The organism is Cupriavidus sp. YAF13, from assembly GCF_052113425.1.
GTDB lineage: Bacteria > Pseudomonadota > Gammaproteobacteria > Burkholderiales > Burkholderiaceae > Cupriavidus.
In genome coordinates, this window is the sequence record NZ_JBFRDD010000129.1 from 1 (window position 1) to 2,995 (window position 2,995).

At 66.7% G+C, this 2,995-nt stretch carries 2 protein-coding genes and 1 pseudogene; all 3 read left to right on the forward strand.

Going from position 1 to position 2,995, the window contains the following annotated elements; translation table 11 throughout:
• Positions 1-139 (forward strand): annotated as a pseudogene (locus AB4061_RS40380) (IS4 family transposase); the annotation flags it as partial.
• Positions 140-322: 183 nt separating this feature from the next.
• Entirely contained in the window at positions 323-1,153 is an 831-nt protein-coding gene (locus tag AB4061_RS40385; protein ID WP_441641630.1) for a GntR family transcriptional regulator, read from the forward strand.
• Positions 1,154-1,265: 112 nt separating this feature from the next.
• The gene (locus AB4061_RS40390; RefSeq protein ID WP_441641631.1) at positions 1,266-2,804 is read left to right on the forward strand and encodes an acetolactate synthase large subunit; all 1,539 of its coding nucleotides are present in this window, start codon (positions 1,266-1,268) and stop codon (positions 2,802-2,804) included.
• The last annotated feature ends 191 nt before the right edge of the window (positions 2,805-2,995 follow it).

The following is a 2,995-nucleotide window of genomic DNA, read 5'->3' on the forward strand; positions in this document are numbered from 1 at the left end:
GCCCGCCTGCCTGCAGCGCCTACGCGAGCGCCTAAAGTCGCTGCCCAATGTGAAACGACCCGGTCGCTCATGCGACCGGGTCGTCAAGTCCCGCCCTTCACGCTATGCCGTTCGCTTCCTCAATAGGGACCTTAACTGAACGGCATTAAGGCTTCGGCCTGCGTTTTTTTACGCCGGGTGTATAGACTTAGACTACTGTAAACCCTAGTAGTCTAGGTTTGTAGACCTTATTAAAGTAGGCCACTTCCGCAAGCCACTGCCAGCCGGCGCTAACACGCTGGCGCCCCCAGCTTTTGCAGTCGCTGCGTTGCTCCCGCCGACGATGCCGAATCCCGCTCTCACCGCCTTGCCTGCCTCCAGCGACCTCTTGTCCCGCAGCCGCCAGCCGGTCTACCTCCAGCTCGCCACGATCTTCCGCCGCCATATCGAGAGTGGCGAATGGCGCCAAGGCGAGCGCATCCCGTCGCTCGAACAGCTTTGCCGCGAGTTCGGCGTGGCGCGCATGACCATGCATCACGCGCTCTCACTGCTTGACGAAGAAGGCCTGCTGACCCGCGAGCGCGGGCGTGGCACGTTCGTCAAGGCAAGCTGCCGCGAGCGCCGCGCCATGAGGCTGCCGGTGAGCTGGGACCAGGTGGTGGCGGTCGGCGAGCAGCTCGACACCGAGGCGCTGTCAGAATCCGACGGCACCGTCACCTTGCCGGACGAACTGGGCATGCCTTGCGCCGCCGCGCGCGCGCCGGGCTATCACTTCCTGCGCCGCCTGCACCGGATCGAGCAGCGCCCGTTCGCGCTGGGCGAGGTCTTCATCGAGGCCAGCGTGTTTGCCCGCAAGCCGGAAGCGTTCCGCCACGGGCCCTCGGTGCCGGTGCTGGATCGTTTCCCCCAGCTGAAGGTCACCGCCGCCAGGCAGCGCCTGTCGATCATTGCGGCGGGCGCGGAATCGGCCGCCAGGCTGGCCTTGCCCGTTGGCGCGCCGGTGGCCGAATTGCGGCGCTATGCGTGCGTGGACGGCGTGATCGTCTATTACGCGCGCATCGAATTCCCGAGCGAGTTCGTCTGCCTGGATTTCGACCTGCTCGCGCCCGGCGCGGGCGCCGCCCCCGTTTATGCCCCACCGTGCCCGGCCGCCACGCCGCCGGCGCAATCCTGATGCTTGTCCACCAATCCATTCCCCAATCCGCCAACTGGAAATGAACGAGATGCCGAATACCGACCGCAACCAAGGTAGCCATGCAACCCAGGGCAACAGCGGGCAGAGCGAGATGAACGGCGCCGAGAGCCTGGTCAAGACGCTGCTGGCCTGCGGCGTGGACACCTGCTTTGCCAACCCCGGCACCAGCGAAATGCACTTCGTGGCAGCGCTCGACCGCATTCCCGGCATGCGTTGCGTGCTCGGCCTGTTTGAAGGCGTGGTGACCGGCGCGGCCGATGGCTACGCGCGTATGGCCGACAAGCCGGCGGCCACGCTGCTGCACTGCGGCCCGGGCCTGGCCAATGGCCTGGCCAACCTGCATAACGCGCGCCGCGCGCAGACGCCGGTGATCAACATCGTAGGCGACCAGGCCACCTATCACCGTCCGTTCGACGCTCCGCTGACGGCCGACACGGAAGGCTGGGCGCGCCCCGTCTCGGTCTGGACCCGCACCGCCACGGATGCGGCATCGGTCGGCGCCGATGCCGCCACGGCCGTGCAGGCCGCGTGCGCCGCCCCCGGCGGGGTCGCCAGCCTGATCCTGCCCTCGGATGTCTGCTGGGATGCCGGCGGCAAGGTAGGCGTGCCGCTGGCGCCGCTGGCGGTGCCCAAGGTCTCGCCCGACGCCGTCCAGCAAGCAGCACGCCTGCTGCGCTCGGGCCAGCCCACGCTGATCGTGCTGGCCGGCACCGCGCTGCGCGAAGCGCCGCTGGCCGATGCGCACCGCATCGCCGCCGCCACCGACGCGCGCCTGATCACGCCGATGTCCAACGCCCGCGTGTCGCGCGGCCGCGGCCGTTTCAATGTGGATCGGGTGCCCTATTCCGGCGACGTGGCGCGTGACAAGCTGGCCGGCATCCGCAATGTCATCCTGGTGGGCGCGCCGCCGCCGGTGACGTTCTTCGCCTACCCGGGCAAGTCGCCGCGTCCGTATCCGGAAGACGCTGAGATCCATGTGCTGGCACGTCCGGAACAAGATCTGGCCGAAGCCCTGGCGCGTCTTGCCGACGAGCTTGGCGCCCCCTCGGTGCCGGTGCCGGCTTCGGTCGCGCCGCGTGGGATCGCCAAGGGCGCGGTGACCTCCGAGGCGGTCGCGCAAACGCTGACGGCGCTGCTGCCGGAGCAGGCCATCGTGGTGGAAGAGAGCGTGAGCTTCGGGCGTGCGTTTTACCCGGGGACCGTGCATGCCGCGCCGCATGACTGGCTGCAACTGACTGGTGGTGCTATCGGCGATGGGCTGCCGCTGGCGACTGGCGCCGCGGTTGCCGCGCCGGGGCGTCGGGTTGTTGCGCTGCAGGCCGATGGCTCGGGGATGTACACACTGCAATCGCTGTGGACCATGGCGCGGGAGAAGCTTGACGTCACCGTGGTGATTCTGGCTAATCGGAAGTATGCGATTTTGCTGGGTGAGCTGGCTGGGGTTGGGGCCAATCCGGGCAAGACTGCGCTTGATATGCTGGATATCGGCAATCCGGATCTTAACTGGGTGCAGCTGGCCAATGGGATGGGGGTGGAGGCTGCGCGGGCTGAGGATATGGAGCGGTTCGCTGAGTTGTTTGGTATGGCTAATGCTCGGCGGGGGCCGTTTGTTATTGAGTTGGTGATTTGAGGTTGGGGGTAGGTTAGTGGTCCCAACTGCAGCTGCTTAACGTCAARGTCAAARGCAACTGCAGTTTCACCACCCCTGCGGGGCGGCGACCTACTTTTTTGTCTTGCCAAAAAAGTAGGCAAAAAAGGCGCGCCGGATRGGGCGACTACCCCCTCGGGATTCGACGAAAAGAGCGGCCGGGACCCAAACTC

Bases quoted from the DNA above. Each gene is read 5' to 3' on its own strand.
- AB4061_RS40385 (WP_441641630.1), top strand. From the start codon at position 323: ATGCCGAATCCCGCTCTCACCGCCTTGCCTGCCTCCAGCGACCTCTTG.
- AB4061_RS40390 (WP_441641631.1), top strand. From the start codon at position 1,266: ATGAACGGCGCCGAGAGCCTGGTCAAGACGCTGCTGGCCTGCGGCGTG.